This window comes from Hyphomonas sp., from assembly GCF_013823385.1.
Classification (GTDB): Bacteria; Pseudomonadota; Alphaproteobacteria; order Caulobacterales; family Hyphomonadaceae; genus Hyphomonas.
Genome location: NZ_PNMA01000038.1, coordinates 1 through 17822, shown reverse-complemented (window position 1 = coordinate 17822; position 17822 = coordinate 1). Strand labels below are relative to the sequence as shown.

The 17822-nt window shown below is 61.2% G+C and carries 16 protein-coding genes; 15 read left to right on the top strand and 1 reads right to left on the bottom strand.

From position 1 onward, the window contains the following. The first annotated feature begins 28 nt into the window (after positions 1 to 28). The 6 genes from C0456_RS17125 to C0456_RS17100 all read left to right on the top strand — a co-directional run bounded on the left by C0456_RS17125 (position 29) and on the right by C0456_RS17100 (position 7744). On the top strand, positions 29 to 1312 hold the full coding sequence (locus C0456_RS17125; protein ID WP_291054682.1) for a TolC family protein: 1284 nt from the start codon (positions 29 to 31) through the stop codon (positions 1310 to 1312). Continuing rightward, positions 1309 to 2574: an HlyD family efflux transporter periplasmic adaptor subunit gene (locus tag C0456_RS17120; RefSeq protein ID WP_291054679.1), complete on the top strand. Its 1266-nt coding sequence runs from the start codon at positions 1309 to 1311 to the stop codon at positions 2572 to 2574. Before C0456_RS17125 ends, C0456_RS17120 begins: the two co-directional genes overlap by 4 nt. 12 nt (positions 2575 to 2586) lie before the next feature. Then, a complete protein-coding gene (locus C0456_RS17115; protein ID WP_291054676.1) occupies positions 2587 to 5763 on the top strand; it encodes a CusA/CzcA family heavy metal efflux RND transporter in 3177 nt (1058 codons plus the stop codon). Position 5764: 1 nt separating this feature from the next. Continuing rightward, positions 5765 to 6130, top strand: coding sequence for a DUF3147 family protein (locus C0456_RS17110; RefSeq protein WP_291054673.1), 366 nt, complete (start codon positions 5765 to 5767; stop codon positions 6128 to 6130). A 228-nt stretch (positions 6131 to 6358) separates the two neighbouring features. Further along, the gene (locus C0456_RS17105) at positions 6359 to 7084 is read left to right on the top strand and encodes a HupE/UreJ family protein (RefSeq protein WP_291054670.1); all 726 of its coding nucleotides are present in this window, start codon (positions 6359 to 6361) and stop codon (positions 7082 to 7084) included. 12 nt (positions 7085 to 7096) lie between these two features. Then, positions 7097 to 7744, top strand: a complete 648-nt coding sequence (locus C0456_RS17100) for a transmembrane anchor protein (protein ID WP_291054667.1) — start codon at positions 7097 to 7099, stop codon at positions 7742 to 7744. 51 nt (positions 7745 to 7795) lie between these two features. Here the strand turns inward: C0456_RS17100 and C0456_RS17095 are convergent, their stop codons facing one another. After that, positions 7796 to 8071: a metal-sensitive transcriptional regulator gene (locus tag C0456_RS17095; RefSeq protein ID WP_291054664.1), complete on the bottom strand. Its 276-nt coding sequence runs from the start codon at positions 8069 to 8071 to the stop codon at positions 7796 to 7798. Between the two features lie 594 nt (positions 8072 to 8665). Here C0456_RS17095 and C0456_RS17090 point away from each other — a divergent pair. The 9 genes from C0456_RS17090 to C0456_RS17050 all read left to right on the top strand — a co-directional run. Beyond that, complete coding sequence (locus C0456_RS17090; protein ID WP_291054661.1) at positions 8666 to 9244, top strand: copper-binding protein; 579 nt, start codon at positions 8666 to 8668, stop codon at positions 9242 to 9244. Positions 9245 to 9312: 68 nt separating this feature from the next. Then, a complete protein-coding gene (locus tag C0456_RS17085; RefSeq protein ID WP_291054658.1) occupies positions 9313 to 11214 on the top strand; it encodes a copper resistance system multicopper oxidase in 1902 nt (633 codons plus the stop codon). After that, entirely contained in the window at positions 11214 to 12011 is a 798-nt protein-coding gene (locus tag C0456_RS17080) for a copper resistance protein B (RefSeq protein WP_291054655.1), read from the top strand. Before C0456_RS17085 ends, C0456_RS17080 begins: the two co-directional genes overlap by 1 nt. A gap of 62 nt (positions 12012 to 12073) precedes the next feature. Beyond that, on the top strand, positions 12074 to 12403 hold the full coding sequence (locus C0456_RS17075; RefSeq protein ID WP_291054652.1) for a copper resistance protein CopC: 330 nt from the start codon (positions 12074 to 12076) through the stop codon (positions 12401 to 12403). A 12-nt stretch (positions 12404 to 12415) separates the two neighbouring features. Next, the gene (locus C0456_RS17070) at positions 12416 to 13246 is read left to right on the top strand and encodes a CopD family protein (protein ID WP_291054649.1); all 831 of its coding nucleotides are present in this window, start codon (positions 12416 to 12418) and stop codon (positions 13244 to 13246) included. A 10-nt stretch (positions 13247 to 13256) separates the two neighbouring features. Next, positions 13257 to 13739, top strand: coding sequence for a nuclear transport factor 2 family protein (locus C0456_RS17065; RefSeq protein WP_291054646.1), 483 nt, complete (start codon positions 13257 to 13259; stop codon positions 13737 to 13739). Further along, positions 13736 to 14476, top strand: a complete 741-nt coding sequence (locus C0456_RS17060; RefSeq protein WP_291054643.1) for an AraC family transcriptional regulator — start codon at positions 13736 to 13738, stop codon at positions 14474 to 14476. The genes C0456_RS17065 and C0456_RS17060 overlap by 4 nt, the downstream gene beginning before the upstream one ends. A gap of 82 nt (positions 14477 to 14558) precedes the next feature. Next, a complete protein-coding gene (locus C0456_RS17055) occupies positions 14559 to 15413 on the top strand; it encodes a sterol desaturase family protein (protein ID WP_291054640.1) in 855 nt (284 codons plus the stop codon). Between the two features lie 99 nt (positions 15414 to 15512). Continuing rightward, positions 15513 to 17822 (top strand): heavy metal translocating P-type ATPase (locus C0456_RS17050; protein WP_291054637.1); only part of this gene is annotated, 2310 nt, incomplete at its 3' end.

Below are 17822 nucleotides of genomic sequence, written 5' to 3'. Positions count from 1 at the left end.
AGCAACCGGCTAGGGATTGACCTGACTCATGATACCCAAAATTCTGGGCGCGGCTGGCGCGCTCATGGCAGCGATCGGCTATTCGCCGGCGTTTGCGGAAACCTGCCCGCGCAATACCGATGCGACAGGCGCGCACCTTTCACTTGAGCAGGCAATTCTGCAGGCTATCGAAAGCGACCTGAGACCGGACGCGGCGCGGGCTGCAGTCGCAACAGCGCGCAGCGAGCGCGCGATTGCCTCGCTCCGGCCGTCAGACACCGTGAGCCTGGAGTTCGAAAACTTTCCGGGCATCGGCCTCGCGGCTGAGATCGACAACCTCGAAGTCACCGGCACATTTAACCGGGTCTGGGAACGCGGGGGCAAACGCGAAGCGCGCACCTCGCTCGCCGAACGCGGCGTAGAGATTGCGGAGGCCGGCGTCGTTATCAGCAAGGCCGATATCGCTTACGAAATACAGGCGCTCTATGTCGAGCTTGCCTTGACGCAGGCGCGCGCGTCGCTCGCAGCAGAGAGACTGGCAGCGGCTCGCGAGGCTGAGACCCTGATCAAGAAGCGGGTCGAAGCCGCGCGTGACCCCCTACTCGCTGGATCCCGTGCAGCGGCGGACGCCATGGTGGCAGAGGGCGAACTCGCGCGCCTCACCCAGGATGCTGAACGCCTGCGCACTGCCCTCGCCGATTTCTGGGGAGGCGCTGCAGACTTTGGCGTGGACCTTTGCGGTTTGTCTCCAGGCGGAGGCCACAACGAGCATACGCTTGACGTTGCAAGTTCTCCGGAACTCGCGCGCATCGAAGCTGAGCGCCGGCAGGCGCAGGCAGCGCTTCGGCTGGCCCAAGCCGAGCGCGTCCCGGATGTGACCTGGAGCGCGGGTGTCCGCAAGTTCGGAACCGACGAAAGTGTAGGAATTCTTGGCGGAGTTTCGGTGCCGCTTGGCGCCCCGAAGCGCGCCGCACCTTATGAGCAAAAGGCTGGCGCGCAGGCTCGCCAGCTGGAAGCGGAAGCCGACGCGCTGCGCCAGTCCCTGCTGCGTGAAAGCGCCCAGCTGGAGCGAACCGCGCTGGGCGCGACCGACGCTCTGAGCCAACTCGAAACTGGTCCCTTACCTGAAGCCGAACGCGCCGTGGCGCTCGCCAATGATGGCTATGCGCGCGGTGCCTTCTCCTATCTCGACGTCCTTGATGCCCAAAGGCTGATGTTCGATCTGCGCGAGCAGCGCTTCGACCTTCTTCGTACCTATCATCTCGCCGAAGCCGCGCTTGCCCGAATTCAGGCCCGCAACCTTCCGGCCGCTCTCCAGGAGATTGCCCCATGAACCGTTCTAAACACCCCATTGCTCTCAGTCTCGCGGCCCTGGTGATGGCCGGGATCGTCACCGCCTGCGGCGCGTCATCTGCGACCCAGACGGAAGCGGCGGGCTACAGCGACGAACACGGTGCTGAAGAAAGTGAACCTGAAAAGGGCCCTCATGGAGGTCGCATGCTGGAGGATGGCGCCTTCGCGCTCGAAGTCACGATCTTTGAAACCGGCGTAGACCCCCAGTACAGGATCTATCCGACAATGGACGGAAAGCCCGTTGATCCGTCTGCGGTTGACCTCATCGTTACCCTGTCCCGTCTTGGCGGGAAGACGGATACATTCCAGTTCACGCCGGAAGCCGAGTATCTCAAGGGTGACGGTGTCGTCACCGAGCCGCACTCTTTCGATGTGGCCGTAAGGGCTTCTCACGCAGGAAAGGCTCACACCTGGTCTTACGAATCCTATGAAGGCCGGACGACCATAACTGACGCCGTTGCGACTGAGGCCGGCGTAACAACTGAGCCTGCGGGCCCCGCGCTCATCCGGGAACGGATTGAACTGTCCGGCACGGTCCAACTCACGCCGTCCGCAACTGCAGATGTCCGGGCCGTCTATCCGGGCCGTGTCCTGCGCGTGACAAAAACGGTCGGAGATACTGTACGAAAAGGAGATACGCTGGCTGAAGTCGAAAATTCGAGCAGCCTTCAGACTTATTCAGTGCGCGCGCCGATTTCCGGCACCGTCCTTGAGCGTCGCACGAACGCCGGAGATGTCGCCGCCAGTGAGCCGCTCTTCGTAATCGGCGATATTGGTGCAGCCCAGGCTGAACTGCATGTGTTCCCGAAAGACGCAGGCCGCATCAAGCCTGGCCAGAGCGTTTCCGTTCAACTCGCCGGAGGCGACCTAGCTGTAGTGGGCAAGATCGACAGTTTCCTCCCACTCGCGGAAGCGGGGACACAGTCGCTGATTGCCCGGGTTATCCTGCCGCGCGACGCAGGCTTCGCGCCCGGGATGCGGGTCACGGCAGCCGTCGATGCATCCGAAACTCAGGTTCCTCTCGCGGTCCGTGAAAGCGGCCTGCAACGCTTCCGGGATTTCACAGTCGTCTTCGCTAAGTACAGCGAGACGTATGAAGTCCGTATGCTTGAACTCGGCCGGAGCGACGGCGAGTTCGTCGAAGTCCTGGGCGGCATCGATCCGGGTGAAAACTACGTCGTGGAAAATTCCTTCCTCATCAAAGCGGACATCGACAAGTCCGGCGCAAGCCACGATCACTAGGACCCGGAACCCATGCTCGAACAGATCATCCGCTTCTCCATCGCCCAGCGATGGGTCGTCCTCGCCTGTGTGTTCGGCCTTGCCGCGCTCGGCATCTATAATTTCCAGCGCCTGCCAATCGATGCCGTCCCGGACATCACCAACGTCCAGGTCCAGATCAACTCGGAAGCCGCCGGCTATTCCCCGCTTGAAGCCGAGCAGCGCATCACCTTTCCCGTCGAGTCCGCCATCGCCGGTCTCCCTGGCCTCGACTATACCCGCTCGATTTCACGATATGGTCTGAGCCAGGTTACTGTGGTGTTCGAAGAAGGCACCGACATCTACCGCGCGCGCCAACTTGTGTCGGAGCGCATTCAGTCGGCTCGCGAAGCCTTGCCGCCGGGCGTGACACCGGAACTCGGACCCATCGCAACCGGTCTGGGCGAAATCTATATGTATGTCCTGTCGTCCGAACCCGGCGCCAAGACGCCGGAGGGCGAGCCATGGACCGCCATGGACCTGCGCACGCTGAACGACTGGGTTGTGCTGCCCCAGCTTCGCGGCGTCAAAGGCGTGACCGAGGTGAACACGATCGGTGGCTACAAGAGAGAAATCCACGTCATTCCTGATCCGTCCGCCCTCGCCGCTTTCGGGTTGACGCTTGCGGATGTGATGATGGCGCTGGAACGCAATAACGCCAATGCAGGTGCGGGCTATATCGAACGCAACGGCGAGCAGAATCTCGTCCGCATTCCCGGCCAGGCCGCGACACTCGACGACCTGCGCCAGATTGTGGTCGCCGATACCGGCGCCGCGCCGGTCCGCATCGCAGACATCGCCTCCGTCGAGCTTGGCAAAGAACTGCGTACAGGCGCCGCGACTCAGGACGGCGAAGAAATCGTGCTCGGCACAGCCTTCATGCTTGTCGGGGAGAACAGCCGGACGGTTTCGCAGGCGGTTGATGCCAAGGTTGAGGCGATCCGGCCAAGCCTGCCGGACGGGGTAACTCTGACGACTGTCTATGACCGGACGCTGCTCGTGGACCGGACCATTGCCACCGTCGAGAAAAACCTCGTTGAAGGGGCGCTTCTTGTCATCGTCATCCTGTTCCTGCTGCTCGGCAACATTCGCGCCGCCATCCTTACGGCGCTCGTCATTCCGCTTTCGATGCTGATGACGATCACCGGCATGGTGGAAAACAAGGTGTCCGGCAACCTGATGAGCCTCGGCGCCCTCGACTTCGGCCTGATCGTCGACGGCGCCGTCATCATCGTGGAAAACTGCCTCAGGCGGTTCGGCATGGCCCAGCACTCCCTCGGCCGTCTGCTGACGCAGGACGAGCGCTTCAATCTCGCCGCCGAAGCCTCCGCAGAGGTCATCAAACCGTCGATCTTCGGCATCATCATCATCACGGTGGTCTATCTCCCGATCTTTGCGCTGACCGGCATTGAAGGAAAGATGTTCCACCCGATGGCCTTCACGGTCGTGCTTGCTCTGACGGCGGCACTGATCCTTTCATTGACATTCGTTCCGGCGGCGGTTGCCCTGCTCATCCGCGGCAAGGTCGAGGAGAAGGAAAGCACCGTCATGCGGAGCGCCGCCTTTGCTTACCGCCCTGCCCTCGATGCCGCGATCCGTTTTCCGGCGGTGCCGGTCATCGCGGCTGTGTTTCTGGCGGCATTGGCCGGGTTCGGTGCAACACGGCTTGGCTCCGAGTTCATTCCGAACCTCGATGAAGGCGATGTCGCGCTTCATGCGCTTCGCATTCCCGGCACGAGCCTCACACAGGCGGTCGAGATGCAGGAACAACTCGAAAACAGGTTGAAGCAGTTTCCGGAAGTAGAACGCGTCTTTGCCAAGCTCGGAACAGCTGAAATCGCAACTGACCCAATGCCGCCGAGTGTTGCCGATACGTTCGTCATGCTCAAACCGCGCAAGGAATGGCCCGATCCGAAAAAGTCGAAGGCAACACTTGTTGCCGAAATGCAGGAAGCTGCTGAAACGATCCCCGGCAACAATTACGAATTCACCCAGCCGATCCAGATGCGGTTCAACGAGCTGATCTCGGGCGTCCGCAGCGATGTCGCGGTGAAGATTTACGGCGACGATCTCGATGTGCTGCTAGAAACGGCCGAACAGGTTGAGGCGGCCGCATCGACAGTTGCCGGCGCCGAGGACCTCAAGACTGAACAGGTCACCGGTCTGCCCGTCTTGTCCGTGATACCGGACCGTGACGCGCTGGCGCGCTACGGGCTCAGCATCGAAGATGTTCAGGGCGTCGTCTCGACTGCGCTTGGAGGCTCGGTCGCCGGCCAGCTCTTCGAGGGTGACCGCCGGTTTGATATTGTCGTCCGGTTCCCCGAAGCCCTCCGGCAGGATGTTGCCGCAATCAAGCGCCTGCCGATTCCCCTGCCGGAGTCCCGGCAAACGATTGATGGTGTGACCTTCCTGCCGCTCAGCGAACTGGCCAAGGTCGAGATCGTAATGGGGCCGAACCAGATCAGCCGCGAAAATGCCAAGCGCCGCATCGTGGTCACCGCCAACGTGCGCGGCCGCGACCTTGGCTCTTTCGTCACTGAACTGCAGACAGCGGTGGCCGAAGGCGTGGAGACACCACCCGGCTATTGGATCGAGTATGGCGGCACCTATGAACAGCTCGTCTCGGCCAGCAACCGGCTGACGATTGTTGTCCCGGTTGCCCTCCTCCTGATCTTTGGGCTCCTCCTGATGTTGTTCGGGACGGCGAGGGATGCACTGATCGTCTTCTCCGGGGTGCCGCTCGCTCTGACAGGCGGTGTCGCGGCACTCGCGCTCCGGGACATGCCATTGTCGATCTCGGCCGGTGTCGGGTTCATTGCCTTGTCGGGCGTCGCAGTGCTTAACGGCGTTGTCATGTTGAGCTTTATCAAGGCCCGGCGAGAGGCTGGTGAAGACCTGCTGCCTGCGATTCGCGAGGGCGCCCTTCAGCGTCTGCGCCCCGTCCTGATGACAGCCCTTGTTGCAAGCCTCGGGTTTGTACCGATGGCATTCAATGTCGGCGCGGGCAGCGAGGTTCAGCGGCCCCTCGCAACGGTGGTGATCGGGGGAATCATATCCTCAACGCTCCTGACACTGATCGTACTTCCGGCACTCTACCGGATCGTCCACGGGTTCAGGGGTAGTCCGATGCGAACACCTGGTCCGGGAGCGGCAGCCATGCCGGCGGAATGACATGTCCTATCTCATTTTCAAGGCCGTCCTGTCCGGCGTTCTCATCGCCATCATCTCGGAAGTGGCCCGGCGGTTTCCGGGTTTTGGAGGATTGATTGCGTCACTCCCACTGATCTCGCTGATGGCCATCATCTGGCTCTGGCGGGACACGGGCGGCGACGTCGCCCAGGTCGCGAGCCATGCCCGAGCAACGCTCTGGTATGTCGTACCGAGCCTGCCCTTCTTCCTGATCCTGCCGACACTGATGGAGAGGGGCGGGAATTTCTGGGTGTCGCTTGCCGTCGCCAGCGTCATCACGATTGCCCTCTATCTGTCGGCCATCTGGCTTGCGGGCCGGCTGGGCATTTCATTCGGACAAGGACAATAATCATGCGAATACTGATCGTCCTGACAGGGGTCGCAGTGCTGAGCGCTTGTACCGCCTACCCTTACAAGATCAACCCTCTGGCAACAAAGGAAGCTGATGCCGTGGAAACAGCCTGCGGCCACCGACCTGTATCAAAGCTCAGAGGCTCACGCTCTCCGCGCGAGGTCATCTACTCGGCCTGCCGAACCGAGACTCTCAAGGCAATGCGCAAGACTGAGGGCCCGGCAGATGCACCCTGAGTTCTCGGATCAACACCCGCGCGCTGCCCTCGCCCGGCCAATCTTCGCCGCGCTGCTAGCTGCTCTGGCGTTTGCGCTTCCCGGCGAGGCGTTCGCCCACGCCGTTGCCGAGGGTGACAAGGGCTATATCCAGGAAATTTCAGGCGTCCACCTGATGTCTTTCCTGTATCTCGGCGCCAAGCACATGGTGACCGGATACGACCACATCCTCTTCCTGCTGGGCGTTATTTTCTTCCTCTACCGGATGAAGGATATCGGCATCTATGTCAGCCTGTTTGCCATCGGTCATTCCACCACGATGCTGGCAGGCGTCTTCTTCAATTTCGGCATCAACAGCTACATCATTGACGCGATCATCGGCCTGTCGATTGTCTACAAGGCGCTCGACAATATGGGCGCCTACCAACGCTGGTTCGGCTTCCAGCCGGACACGAAAGCGGCCACGCTGATCTTCGGCTTCTGCCATGGCTTTGGCCTCTCCTCGAAAATCCTCGATTACGAGATTTCGACGGACGGCCTTTTGCCGAACCTCCTGGCCTTCAATGTCGGCGTCGAGATTGGCCAGCTGCTCGCCCTAGGCGCGATCCTGATCGTCATGGGCTTCTGGCGGCGCACGCCGTCCTTCCTGAAACATGCCTACACTGCAAATGTGGTGATGATGGCCGCCGGCTTTCTGCTGGTCGGCTACCAGCTCACTGGTTACTTCGTCGCTTAGGAGAACGCACTCATGTACAACACCGATATGCCCACCCGCGCCGAGCTTCCCACCACGCGGCAACTGGTCCGTTCTACCCTGATTGCCCTTGGCGCAGCCGCCGTGCTGCTCGTGACCGTCATTCTCCCCGCAGAATATGGCGTCGATCCGACCGGCGCCGGCCGCGTTCTTGGCCTGACCCAGATGGGCGAAATCAAACAGCAGCTTGCTGAAGAGGCTGCGGCGGACGAGGCCGGCAGCGTGGCGGCTGCCGGGCCCGCGTCGCTGGCACCAGCCGAAGAGATAACACTGTCCGAGTCAGCAATGGAAACCGATCCGCCTGCCTCGGAACAGCCCGCTACGGCCTGGCGCGATGAAGTTGTCCTGACGCTCGCCCCGGGCGAGGCCGCTGAAATCAAACTCGTCATGAAGGTGGGCGAGACAGCTACCTATGACTGGCGCGTCGATCAGGGCCATGTGAATTCGGACTTGCATGGCGACGGCACAGCGGGCGAATCTACGAGCTACCGGAAAGGCCGCACCGAAGCATCAAACACCGGTGAGCTAACCGCCGCGTTCGACGGATCACATGGCTGGTTCTGGCGTAACCGGAGTGATGTTCCCGCGACGATGACCCTGCGGACGAAGGGCGCCTATAGCGAAATGAAACGCGTAGTCTGACAAAAGTATGAAATGCAAGCAGCGTGGATGAATTCGGCCGTTTGGGAACGCTCAACCCCGGTACTTGCCGAACAGATCGACCAACTCAGAAAATTTCTGCCTCTGGCTTTCGGCATCACCATCGCGGATCGCTTCTTCCACGCAGTGTGCCGCATGATTTTTCAGGAGTTCATCCTCGACCTTGCCGAGCGCGGCTTTGATGGCCTGGACCTGGGTGAGGATATCCATGCAATACCGCCCCCCCTCGACCATGCCGGCTACGCCCCGCACCTGGCCTTCTATTCTTTTGAGCCGCGTTACAACCGATTTAGGTTGGGAATGATGCATTTGACATATACCTCCTAAGGGTATAGGTAACCACTCAGGATTGGTTGGTCAACGCTCCATGCTGGACTCCCTTCGCCGCACCCTTGTCACTCTCGCCCTGCTTGCACTCGGCGCCGGGCATGCTGCGTGCGCTTGCGCTGCCGTCGCGGGTGCGCTGACTGAACCAAATTCTATGTTGTCAGCGTCAGCTGGCCACACGGATCACGCGGCACGGCCGGACGCCGCGCAAGACGCGCACAACGATCAGGGTTGCGAAGATCAGGGCCATGATTGCCCTCCTTGCGCAATCAATGCACTTCCCGCTGAAGCCCCGGCCATGGCTGGCCCTCCGCCGCCGGCCGCTATCGCCATCCTGCCACCGAGGCCGGAGACGACGCCTGGCAATCTATTCAGACTCGCAAACCTGAGAACCGAACCAGCCCGAGGTCCTCCCCGGTCCCGGCCATCCCTCGTGACACTGAAGATCCGCTTGCAGAATTGATCCCTGATGGACCTGTGCGCTCGCCTTTCGAGCGGCGCAGCCAGCTTCATCAATCCGAAGTGCGCGCAACACGCCCGCTTCATCACCGATCAATTCCACAGGACATTTTTTCCATGAAACTCTCACACCTTATCATCGCGGCAGCCTTCGGGTTTTCAGCCGCGCCCGCCCTGGCGCTTGAAGCCAACGACATGACTGCTGCGATGGACCATTCCGGAGCTTGCGGCCTGCCCATGGGCGAAGGCAAAGTCGCCGGCCTCGACGTGCAAGCGTCGAAGGTCACACTGGATCATGGCCCCATCGCCGCGCTCGGCTGGGATGCGATGACAATGGACTTCAAGGCAGCGAAAGGTATCGACCTTTCTGCATTTGCTGAAGGCGACCGCGTCCACTTTCTGTTCGTCGAAGACCCGAAGTCGGCCTCCTACCGGATTGAGGCCATCTGTGCACTCGATGCATCAGAAGGCCTGCACGAAGCCTGCATGGGCAAGATGCACGAAACCGCCATGGCGATGGCGGCAAAGAGCGGAAAAGCCTGCGAGATGGGCGGCATGGATCATGGCCCAATGCCTGGAATGGATCATGGCGCCATGACGGGCATGGACCATAGCCAGATGCCCGGGATGAAGACGGACAAGGCGGCAAAACCGTCCGAAACCGAAAAGACCTCGGGCGATCACAGCCAGCACTAATGCGGTTGCTCCCTGCGCGGCTCTCTACGCGCAGGGACGTCTGCGCAAATCAAGAAAAGGCATTCTCCATGTTCACTCGACGACATCTTTTGCGGACCGCTGCCGCCGGCGGCGTGATGACCGCATCTGCATCCCTCCTGCCTGCCTGGGCCCGCAGCGCCAATGCGGGCAATACGGGGATATTCGAATCCCGCGGCACCGCGTTCGATCTCACCATCGGGCACAGCGACGTGAAGATCGCGGGACGCACGGGCCACGCAATCACGCTCAACGGGACGCTGCCCGGGCCGCTTATCCGGTTCCGCGAAGGCGAGAAGGTGACCCTCAAGGTCAACAATACACTCGACGAAGACACATCCATCCACTGGCACGGGCTTCTGGTGCCCTTTCACATGGACGGTGTCCCCGGGGTATCCTTCCCCGGCATCAAGCCCAAATCGAGCTTCACCTATGAGTTCGCCGTCCCGCAGAGCGGCACCTACTGGTACCATTCCCATTCGGGCCTCCAGGAGCAGCAGGGCCATTACGGGCCACTGATCATCGATCCTGCGGATACCGATCCGGTCCAGGCGGACCGTGAGTATGTACTGGTCCTGTCCGACTGGAGTTTCGAACATCCGCACAAGGTATATGCCCGTCTGAAGAAAGATGCGGCGGTCTACAATTTCCAGCAGCGGACTGTGGGTGACTTCGTCAGGGATGCGCGTGAAAACGGTCTCGGCGCAACGCTTTCGGACCGCGCCTCCTGGGGCGCCATGCGCATGTCGCCAACCGATATTTCAGACGTCACGGCCGCAGCCTATACCTACCTCATCAACGGCCACGCCACGGAAGACAACTGGACCGCGCTCTTCAACTCCGGCGAACGCATCCGTTTGCGGATCATCAACGCCTCGGCCATGACGATCTTCAATTTCCGCATACCGGGACTGCCCATGACCGTGGTTGCGGCCGACGGACTTCATGTCCAGCCTGTGGAGACTGACGAGTTCCAGATCGGAGTGGCCGAAACCTACGACGTGCTTGTCACCCCGCCCCGCGCCCGGGCCTTTGCCCTTGTCGCGGAATCGATTGACCGGTCAGGGCAGGTTGTGGCGACGCTGGCCCCTGAAGCCGGACTGGTCGCAACCGCTCCCCTGCTGCGCGAGCGCCCAACGCTCACGCACCGCGACATGGGCATGGACATGTCCTCCATGGATCACGGCTCAATGGCCGGCATGGACCATAGCGCTATGACCGGAATGGACCACAGCGCTATGACCGGAATGGACCACAGCGCAATGCCTGGCATGGATCATAGAGCCATGGGCATGCCCGCGTCTGTCCCGCAGGGCCACGACCACAGGATGGGTGTGGGTGTCGATAACGTCGCAATGGTGCAAGTGAGCCGGATCGACGAGCCAGGTCTCGGTCTCGAGAACGTGCCGCACCGGGCGCTCAGATATTCTCAGCTCAGGAGCCTGACACCAAACCCCGACACCCGCCCCCCAGGCCGTGAGATGGAGATCCATCTCACCGGCAACATGGAGCGCTACATGTGGTCCTTCGACGGTGTGAAGCTCAGCGAAGTCACAGGTCCGATCATCTTCCATGAAGGCGAACGGCTGCGCGTCACCCTCGTCAACGACACGATGATGAGCCACCCGATCCACCTTCACGGCATGTTCTTCGACCTTGTTGTCGGTGATACCGCTAACAAGCCACGCAAACACACGGTCCTCGTCAAACCGGCAGAACGCGTCTCGTTCGATGTCACGGCTGACCACGTCGGCGACTGGGCCTTCCACTGTCACCTCCTGTTTCACATGCACGCAGGCATGATGCAGGTCGTCTCCGTCCTGCCACGAGGTGCGGCAGCGGACGCTGACGGCCCGCACAAAGAGCACGTAACCTCTGTTCCACCGCTTGCAGACAATCCTCCTCAGCAGGTAGCCCCCATGACGGAAATGAACCACGAAGGACACCGTTGATGACCAGCGCTCAATTGATGGCGATACTTGTCCTGATCTCGCCGCTTGCGGCGGCCCCTGCTTTAGCTCAGGAGGCGCCCGCACCCGGATCGCAAGCCGAAGTCTATTGGGACAAGGATGAGTTCAAGGCGTCTCAGGACGCCCTGAAAAAAGAACATGGCGGAGGGGTAAATTACATGATCCTCGCCGACCGGTTCGAATACCAGTCCGGCGAAGGCTCACCGGCCCTTCTTCTGGAGGGTCAGGGCTGGTCGGGCACGGATGAGAACCGGCTCTGGATAAAGTCCGAGATCGACTACGATCTCGATGCTGGCAATTTTGAAGAAGCCGAGCTTCAGGCGCTCTGGTCACGCCCCATCGCACGGTACTTCGACGTGCAGGCAGGCCTGCGTCATGACTTTGAACCTGGCCCGGCCCGCACTTATGCAGTGGCCGGTATTCAGGGCCTTGCCCCTTACTGGTTCGAAGTCGATGGTGCCGTGTTCCTCAGCGAGGAAGGCGACCTCTCGGCCCGTTTCGAAGCCGAATATGAATTCCTGTTGACGCAGCGCCTCGTCCTGCAACCCCGCACGGAACTGAACTTCGCGCTCCAAGACGTGCCCGAACTTGAAACCGGCGCGGGGCTTTCGACGGCCGAAGCCGGCCTTCGTCTGCGTTATGAGATCGATCGCCAGTTCGCGCCTTATGTCGGGATCAACTGGAAGACATCGGTCGGCGAAACGGCAGACTATGTCCGCGCCCGGGGCGATGACACTGAATCTGTCTCGTTCGTTACCGGCATCCGGCTCTGGTTCTGAACCTAAACTTCTGAACATCTCCCATGAAAGGACATCAAATGCACTTCTCCAAACTCGTAAGCGTGACCCTTCTGGCCCTGGCCATCGCCGCCGCCCCGGCCTTTGCCCATGTCAGTGTAAAGACGACCAGTATCGAAGACGCCGCCGTCATTGAAACGCTGCCCGCAGACTTTTCATTCAGCTTCAGCCAACCCGTCGGCCTGGTCGCGTTCACCATCCGGACAGAAGCGGGCGAGACGGTCGACACCGGCTTCAAGCCGCCGAAGGACCGGTCAGACACGTTCACCATTCCCCTGCCGGATCTGGAGCCGGGCCACTACACTCTCGAATGGCGCACCATGTCCAAGGACGGACATCCGATGACGGGCAAATCGACATTCGAATTGAAGTAGGGGCTTCAACCCATGCTCCTCCTGGACGCCGCAAACTTCACGACCAAGGTCCTGCTCTATGCAGCCAGCCTCGGCGGCATCGCTGCGGCGCTCCATGGAGCGCTGGGGTTTCACACCCGCCGCCGTGCCTATCTCTGGATTGCCGCACTCGTGGCCGCCGCCGCGGCGCTGCGGCTTGTCGTCCTGAACGCACAGATGGGCGGCAGCCTGGCTTCCGCCTTTTCCCTTGAACAGTTCGGGTGGACCTGGGCAGGCGGAGGACGCCCCGCCCTTGCCCTGCTCGCAGGCGCCGCCCTCCTGGCTATTTCGGCCGGGTTAAAAAATCGCGCCGTGCCGCTTCTCGCTGCCGGAAGTATCAGTGCAGCCTTCGCGCTGACAGGGCACACCGCGGGGCTCGCGTCGCCGGGATTTGCCCCCTGGATCGTGTTGGGTCATCTTTTGATCGCCGGTTTCTGGTTGGGTGCGCCTGCCACGCTCTGGCCCAGAACCACGACGACGGATGCGGAGGTTCTCGGCCGCACCGAAGCCTTCAGCCGCATCGCCCGCCTGATTGTCCCCCTTCTCTTCGCCTCAGGACTCTATCTCTTCTGGCGGATAAATGGAGGCTTCGAGACCGCTCTTGCCACCGGATACGGACGTCTCCTTGCCGCCAAGCTCATGCTGGCAACAGTGATCCTCGGCCTCGGCGCGCTCAACATGACGCTCGTCACCCGCCAGCTCATCTCCGATCCGGCGAAGGGACGCGCCGCGCTCCGGTCCACGCTCCGGATCGACGCCATCCTGTTTGCGGTGATCCTCGTGCTGATTGCCGCCGCCACCACACTTTCTGGTCCAACCGAGTAAGGAGACTCACATGAAATCCATCCTGTTCAGCCTGACGACCGCCGCAATGATCGCCCTTGCAAGCCCTGCGCTGGCGCATGAAGGATCCCATCCTGAAACGGAGCAAAAATCGCCCGTGGAGATCGTGACCGCCTTTGGCACCGCGCTCGATGCCGGTGACAAGGCAACCCTCACGCGCCTGCTGGCCCCGGATGTCCAGATCGCCGAAAGCGGCGGCCTCGAGCGCTCGTTTGAAGAATACCGCTCCCATCACATGGACGCCGACATCGAATTCTCCAAGGCAGTCGATACAACCGTGCTCGACCGGCGGGTCTACGAAGGCGCGGGTCTGGTAACCGTCATGACCGAAGCTGTGTCGATCGGCACGTTTCGGGGAAAGCCCGTAAACAGCCGTCTGATGGAAACCATGGTTCTCAAACAGACTGATGGCGACTGGAAGATTGTCCACATTCACTGGTCGTCGGCCAGGATCTCCGAGGACGAAAGCCATTGACGCAGGCAGAGCGCTGGCGCGGCGCACTCACCATCGGAAGCGGTTGGGCCATCCTGGAGGGTGTCGCGGGTGCGAACGCCCTCCACACCCACCTCGCTCACCAGCTGACGGCAGGCGTCGACGGGCCAATCGAAATCGAATGCCGCGGCAGACTCCAAACGGTCCCCGCACGACAATACGCTATCATTCCGTCTGGTCATGAACATGCCATCGGGCCGATCGGCACCAAGCTGAGGAGCATTTACTTCGACCGCGCGAGGGCCGTTCCTGTGGGATCTGCCAACAGGCGCGGCTTTGCCCTGGCAGACCCGCTTCTGTCAGCAGAGCTGGATGCGCTGGCCAGTACGGGTGTGCTGACCGGCCGGCTTGGTGAATTGGCAATCGAAGCGCCAGCCGTTGAGCCGGACCGCTCGCTGATGCGATTGCTTGAGTCCGCATCCGCTTCCGCGACGCCTCGATCGATTGCTGCGGCCTTGGGTGTATCGGCGAGCCGCCTGCGTCAGATGGCGCATTCGACATTCGGCGCGCCCATTTCCCACGTTCTGCAATGGCGGCAATTGCAACACGCGGCCCGCGCACTTTCTGACAATGCCAGCCTCGCTCAGGCGGCCGCCGCCGGCGGATTTTCGGATCAGCCCCATTTCACGCGCCGTATGAGGCGCTGGTTCGGCGTCGCCCCCGGCGCAGGCCTGTCCGGCCTGCAAGTCCGCATTGCCCCGCACGGCCCGGACTGTTGAATCGTTCAAGACGGCTGATTGGTCCCCGTTACGCTGCACTCTGACGAACGTCCCCCGCCGCTCGCAGACAAACGGAACCACGATGCACACTTTGAAATCTATCGCCAGATGGACCTACGCACCCCTGATGTTGCTTGGCTTGAACGCCACTGCAATTACACTTGTTCAATCAGGCGCGCCCAAAGCATTTCTCGCTGCACTACTGATCCTGGCAATTGCGATCTCGTTCATTGTAGAAAGATTCATTCCGTATCAGGAGGACTGGAACAATTCTAAGGGAGATACATTGAGAGATGTTCTTCACGCCCTCGTCAATGAAAGCTCGATTGCCATGTCTGTGCTTTTCATCCCGCTTTTGGCTGCCCTCACACCCTTTCCCTCAATCTGGCCTGAAAGCTGGCCGCTCTGGACGCAGTTGCTGTTTGCAATTTTTATAGCCGACGCAGGGATCACGCTCATTCATTGGGCGAGCCACCATAATAAATTTCTCTGGCGTTTCCATGCCGTGCATCACAGCGTGACACGGATGTACGGCTTCAACGGCCTCATGAAACATCCCTTTCATCAGGCAATCGAGCTGATGGCAGGGACCGCGCCGCTCATTCTCGCAGGCATGCCGCTTGATATCGCCGTGCTGCTGGCTTTCGCGGTAGCCGTCCAGCTTCTCCTTCAGCATTCCAATGCCGACATGCAAATCGGCGCGATGCGCCGTCTTCTCGCGCTTGCGCCCGTTCACAGGTTTCATCACCTCAAGTCTTCGACTGAGGGCAATGTCAACTTTGGTCTGTTCACCACACTCTGGGATCATCTTCTGGGAACAGCTCGCTTTGATGCAGACCGCCGGTTCTTTCCCGGTGATCTCGGCATCGATGGTGAGCTCTTCTACCCGATGTCATATGTTGGTCAGCTGATCAGACCGTTCCGGCGCGGCGGGTGATCCGCGCGGCAAAGCAATTTATACCCCCCTGGGGTAATTGACATAAACCACATAGGGGTATAGCCAACTCGGATCAAATAGATGGTACAGGAGCCTGAAATGGCGATCTCCGAAACCCAAGAATCCGCCGACGCGAAAGTCATGCGCGATCCCGTATGCGGCATGACGCCAAAGCCAGACAGCCCGCACCGCCTGGTGCATGACGGCGCCGAAATCGTGTTCTGCAGCGCAGGCTGCAAGGTCAAGTTCGAAGCCAACCCCGCTGCCTATCCCGCACAGGGAGAGGGCGCCGGCACAGACACTTCGGAAATGTCTGGCCACACGGACCATGCTGCCTGTTCACATGCTTCGCCTGGCGCGCCTGCTCAGAAAGCGGCGGCTGCGGGCAGCCAGTGGACCTGCCCCATGCACCCGGAGATCGTGCGAGACGGCCCGGGCGATTGTCCGATCTGCGGCATGGCCCTTGAGCCAATGACTCCAAGCGCGAGCGATGGTCCCAATCCGGAACTGCGCGACATGAAGAGGCGCTTCGTGGTCGGTCTGGTGCTGTCCTTGCCCCTGCTCGTTATCGAGATGGGCGGCCATGTCTTTGGAATCGACCGGTTTATTCCGCCCACGCTCAATCCCTGGGTCCAGATGGCTCTGGCGACACCCGTCGTGCTCTGGGCAGGCTGGCCTTTCTTTGCAAGGGGGGTCGCCTCCGTCCGGAATCGCAGTCTCAACATGTTTTCGCTGATTGCGCTCGGAACAGGCGCGGCCTGGGGCTACAGCATGGTCGCGGCTATTGCGCCCGGTCTTTTCCCGGCTGAACTGCGCTCGGTACATGGCACCGTACCTGTCTATTTCGAGGCCGCGGCGGTCATCATAACGCTGGTGCTGCTTGGACAGGTGCTCGAGCTTCAGGCGCGCGAAGCGACGGGCGGCGCCATCCGGGCACTCCTTGATCTTGCGCCGAAGACTGCCCGCCGTATCCAGGCAGACGGTACCGAAGAAGACGTTTCCCTCGAAGACATTCTTGCCGGAGACCGCCTGCGCGTGCGGCCCGGGGAAAAGATACCAGCCGACGGCGTCGTGATCGACGGACGCTCATCCATCGATGAATCGATGGTCACAGGCGAGTCCATGCCGGTAACAAAATCGGAGGGCGACCGGGTGATTGGCGCAACGGTCAATCAGACCGGCAGCCTCATCGTCGAAGCGCAGCGTGTCGGCAGCGAGACTCTGCTGTCTCAGATCGTACATCTCGTGGCCGACGCCCAGCGCAGCCGTGCGCCGATCCAGCGCCTCGCCGACCAGGTGTCCGGCTGGTTTGTGCCTGCCGTCATCGCGGTCGCTGTGGCCGCCTTTCTTGGCTGGCTGATGTTCGGTCCAGAGCCTGCCTTCTCTTACGGCCTGATCGCGGCCGTCTCGGTGCTGATCATCGCCTGCCCCTGCGCGCTCGGCCTCGCGACGCCGATGTCGATCATGACCGGCGTCGGCGCCGGCGCGCGCGCCGGTGTCCTGATCCGGAATGCCGAAGCGCTCGAACGCATGGAGAAAGTGGACACATTGCTGATCGACAAGACGGGCACCCTGACCGAAGGCAAGCCCGCCCTTGTCGGCATCGATCTCGCTTCCGGTTTGGATGAATCCGATGCCCTGCGCATTGCGGCAAGTCTCGAAAGCCGTAGCGAGCATCCCCTGGCCGATGCCATTGTATCGGCTGCCAATGCCAAAGGGCTTTCACTCGCCGAACCGTCGAACTTCGACTCTCCGACCGGAAAAGGCGTGGTGGGCATCGTCGAGGGACAAAAGATTGCGTTGGGCGCCGAACGGTTCATGGACGAGCTTGCGATCAATACTTCCACACTTCGCGCGCTAGCAGAACGCCGACGGGCCGACGGTGCGACGGCCATCTACCTCGCCGTTGAGGGCGGTGTGCGGGCGGTATTTGCCATCGCCGATCCGGTCAAGGCCTCCACGCCTGATGCCCTGAACGCCCTGCGGGAAGCTGGTCTCCAGATCGTCATGGCGACGGGCGACAATCGCACGACGGCCGAAGCCATCGCCCGTTCGCTTGGTATCGAATCCGTCGAAGCAGAAGTTCTGCCGGCACAGAAGGCCGACATCGTGAAACGCCTGATCGCAGAAGGCCGGGTCGTCGCGATGGCGGGTGACGGCGTCAACGATGCGCCTGCCCTGGCGGCTGCTGATGTCGGCATTGCCATGGGAACCGGCACGGACGTCGCCATCGAAAGTGCCGGCGTCACGCTGCTCAAGGGTGATCTTGTCGGCATCGTTCGGGCAAGGACGATCTCTCGGGCGACCATGCGCAACATCCGCCAGAACCTGTTCTTCGCCTTTGCGTACAATGCGGCGGGTATTCCCATCGCCGCGGGGTTACTCTACCCTTTGACGGGCGCCCTGCTG